The organism is Sutterella sp. (assembly GCF_030539355.1).
Classification (GTDB): domain Bacteria; phylum Pseudomonadota; class Gammaproteobacteria; order Burkholderiales; family Burkholderiaceae_F; genus Sutterella.
Genome location: NZ_JAUNSF010000168.1, coordinates 1 through 3668, shown reverse-complemented (window position 1 = coordinate 3668; position 3668 = coordinate 1). Strand labels below are relative to the sequence as shown.

Below are 3668 nucleotides of genomic sequence, written 5' to 3'. Positions count from 1 at the left end.
ACGAGTACGAGATCCCGTTCGACGAGTGCACGGCGATGCTCGACCGCCTCGCCGAGAAGCCCCTGATCGAAAAGGTCCGCTACCGCATCCCCTTCGGCGGCTTCATCTGGGAGATCGACGAGTTCGAGGGCGCGAACGCCGGCCTCGTCGTGGCCGAGATCGAGCTGCCCGACGCCGGCACGCCCTTCGAGAAGCCCTCCTGGGCGGGCGACGAGGTCTCCGACGACCCGCGGTACTTCAATTCCAACCTCGTCCGGCATCCCTACACGACCTGGTGAGCCTGACCCGTCCTCTCAGGGAAAGGCGAACGGAAACGATTCTGATGAGCGGTGCTCCCCCCAAAATGCGGGACGCCGCTCTTTCCTTGTCCGCGGTCCGCTCATACGTGACAACAACGCGGACGTAAAGGCCGTTAACGTAACTTTTCATTGATAGGTCACGGCGGAATGCGGCCCGGCACCGTCAGGGAAGCGTCCGGGCAACTGCACCAAAAAAAAATTTTGCGGGACCGGACACTCCCCGGGATTGCATAAATACCTCGATTTTTCCAATAACTTCAAACTGATAGTCATTCTCAGATGCGTTCCGCGTCATTGGACATGCATGAGATCCCTCTTCCGGATGGTTTGAAAATGCGAAGGGTTATCGTTACTATGCGCACAGTCACAACTTGCAACAAGGACACTTCCCCATGTCAGAAACCCGTCAGATCCGCGTCCTGACCGACCTCGCGCTCAATGAGCCCGCCAGCGTGGCGCGGATGAAGCTTCCTGATGCGGAGATCATCCACCTTGGAGATCTCGGGATGCGCGTCGGCAGCACCGTGCGCGTTCTGCAGGCGTCCAAGGACGAGCCGCTTCTCGTGGCTGTGGGTGACGGCCGCATCGCTGTCAACTACTCGGTTGCTCAAAAAATCTACGTCTACTAATCGAGGACATCATGTATCTGAAAGAACTGCCCGTCGGCTCCAAGGGCCGGATCGTCGGCTTCGGGAAGGAACATCCCGAGTACCGCCGTCGCCTGGTGATGCTTGGCGCGACCCCTGGCACGACCTTTGAGGTTGTCCGTATCGCCCCGCTCGGCGATCCGATCGAAATCCGCGTCCGCGGCAGCTTCATCAGCGTCCGTCGCGATGAAGCCACTCTCATGGAAGTCGAGAAGATCTAAACCGAGAGGATGCGCGGCTGACGCCCCGACGCCAGACCAAGCGCTGCAAACATCTCTGAAACACTGGGACCAATAATGAGTCAGCATATCGTATGCGTGGTCGGTAACCCGAACTGCGGCAAGACCACCTTCTTCAACGCCCTCACGGGTTCACGCCAGCGCGTGGGCAACTGGCCGGGCGTCACGGTCGACAAGAAGACCGGCACCTTTGAGTGCAAGGGCGAGAAGATCGAGCTCGTCGACCTTCCGGGCATCTACTCCATCACGCCGGCCGCCTCCTCCGGCGAGGACGAGCGCGTCGCGCGCGACTACGTCCTCTCGGGCGAAGCCCAGGCCGTCATCAACATCATTGACGCCTCGAACCTCGAGCGCAACCTCTACCTCACGGCCCAGCTCGTCGAGATGCAGGTTCCGATGATCGTCGTCGTCAACATGCTCGACATCGCCAAGCAGCACAAGATGGAGATCCGTCTTGAGAAGCTCCAGGAAGCTCTCGGCTGCCCGGTCGTCGGCATCGTCGCCTCCCGCGAGACCGGCCTTGATGACTTCAACGAAGTCCTCTCGCGCTTCCTCGCCAACCCGACGATCCCGCCGATGCAGGTTGAGTTCGACGAGGACATCCGCTTCGCCGTCGAGCGCATCGCCGAGAACCTGAAGGCCCAGGGCGTCGAGCGTCCGGCCTGGTTCGCGAGCCAGTTCATGGAAAAGGCCCCGGCTCTCGAGGAGAAGCTCGGCGGCGTCAACGTCGCCGAGGCCGAGAAGATCGTCGCCGAGCTTGATGCGAAGTACGACGGTGACCTCGACATCGCGATCGCCAACGCCCGCTACAGCTTCGTCGCGAAGGTCGCCGAGCAGGCGATCGTCCGCCTCGGCGAAGCCACGGCCACGACGACCGACAAGATCGACCGCGTTGTGCTGAACCGCTGGCTCGGCCTGCCGATCTTCCTGCTCATCATGTACGTGATGTTCCTCTTCACGCAGAACCTCGGCGGCTGCTTCATTGACTTCTTCGACATCCTCGTCGGCGGCGTCTTTGTTGACGGTCTCACCGAACTGCTGACGAGCATCGGCTGCCCCGAGTGGCTCACGGTCTTCATCGCCACCGGCATCGGCGGCGGCCTGCAGACGGTCTCGACCTTCATCCCGCCCGTCTTCTTCCTCTTCCTCTTCCTCGCCGTGCTTGAGGACTCCGGCTACATGGCCCGCGCCGCGTTCGTCATGGACCGCCTCATGCGCGCCCTGGGTCTCCCGGGCAAGGCCTTCGTGCCGCTCATCGTCGGCTTCGGCTGCAACGTGCCGGCCATCATGGCCACCCGCACGATGGACCGCGCCGCTGACCGCATCATCACGGTTCTCATGACCCCGTTCATGAGCTGCGGCGCCCGCCTCCCGGTGTACGTGCTGTTCGCGACCGCCTTCTGGCCCACCAACGGCCAGAACCTCGTGTTCCTGCTCTACGTCATCGGCATCGTCGCCGCCATCCTCACGGGCTTCCTCCTGAAGCGCGCCGCTCTCCCGGGCGTCGCCTCCGCCTTCGTGATGGAAATCCCGCCGTACCACATCCCGACCTTCAAGGGCGTGATGCTCCGTACGTGGGACCGCGTCAAGACCTTCATGTTCCGCGCCGGCAAGGTGATCGTCGTCATCGTCGCCTGCCTCTCGATCCTCAACTCCCTCGGCACCGACGGTTCGTTCGGCAACGAGGACTCCGAGAACTCGGTCCTCTCCGAGATCGGCCGCACGATCGTTCCGATCTTTGAGCCGATGGGCGTCCAGGAAGACAACTGGCCTGCCGCCGTGGGCGTCTTCACCGGCGTCTTCGCGAAGGAAGCCGTGGTCGGCACGCTGAACTCCCTCTATGACACCATCGCCGCCGAGAAGGCCGCGAAGGAAGAGGCCGCCGCCGCGCCTGAGGGCGAGGAAGCCGCCGCCGAAGAGGAAGAAGAGGAAGGCTGGTCCTTCATGGCCATCCTTGACGAAGCCGTCTCGACCACGATCGACAACCTCGCCGATCTCGGCAGCGCCTTCGCCGATCCGTTCGGCATCACCGTCGGTGACCTCTCCGATGAGGAAGCCGCCGCTGAGGAACAGGAAGTGACGACGAGCACGATCGACACGGTCCGCGATCTCTTCGGCTCCTCCTCCGCCGCCTTTGCGTACCTCCTGATGGTTCTGCTCTACATGCCCTGCTGCGCCGCCATCGCCGCGGTCTGGCGTGAGGTCGGCACCGCCTGGACGATCTTCTCCGGCACCTGGTGCTGCGTGCTCGGCTACACGTCCGCCGTCATCTTCTACCGCGCCGTCAACTTCTCCGCCGCGCCTGCCTACAGCGGCATCTGCATCGTCGTCTCGATCGCTGCGCTCGTGGGCATGTACCTCTGGATGAAGTCCTTCGCCAAGAAGGACAGCGAAGGTGCCCCGAAGGTGATCCCGATCCAGTCGGCCCGCTGATCACCCTCAAGGTGATGTCTCTCAGAGCCGCCCCGGGCGGCTCGTGAGGG

Annotated in this window: 3 protein-coding genes and 1 pseudogene; all 4 read left to right on the top strand. The window is 62.8% G+C overall.

Annotated features, from left to right (window positions below; genetic code table 11):
- A pseudogene (locus tag Q4F91_RS13130) lies at positions 1-278 on the top strand (adenylate cyclase); the annotation flags it as partial.
- Positions 279-691: 413 nt separating this feature from the next.
- Positions 692-928 carry a FeoA family protein gene (locus Q4F91_RS13125; RefSeq protein ID WP_303338182.1) on the top strand — a complete coding sequence of 79 codons (237 nt, stop codon included), beginning with the start codon at positions 692-694 and terminating at the stop codon, positions 926-928.
- An 11-nt stretch (positions 929-939) separates the two neighbouring features.
- Positions 940-1167, top strand: a complete 228-nt coding sequence (locus tag Q4F91_RS13120) for a FeoA family protein (protein ID WP_303338181.1) — start codon at positions 940-942, stop codon at positions 1165-1167.
- A 75-nt stretch (positions 1168-1242) separates the two neighbouring features.
- Complete coding sequence (gene feoB / locus Q4F91_RS13115; RefSeq protein ID WP_303338180.1) at positions 1243-3618, top strand: Fe(2+) transporter permease subunit FeoB; 2376 nt, start codon at positions 1243-1245, stop codon at positions 3616-3618.
- Positions 3619-3668 lie beyond the last annotated feature (50 nt).

Excerpts from the sequence above, each read along its gene's own strand:
- Q4F91_RS13125 (WP_303338182.1), top strand. The coding sequence starts at position 692 with ATGTCAGAAACCCGTCAGATCCGCGTCCTGACCGACCTCGCGCTCAAT.
- Q4F91_RS13120 (WP_303338181.1), top strand. The coding sequence starts at position 940 with ATGTATCTGAAAGAACTGCCCGTCGGCTCCAAGGGCCGGATCGTCGGC.
- feoB (WP_303338180.1), top strand. The coding sequence starts at position 1,243 with ATGAGTCAGCATATCGTATGCGTGGTCGGTAACCCGAACTGCGGCAAG.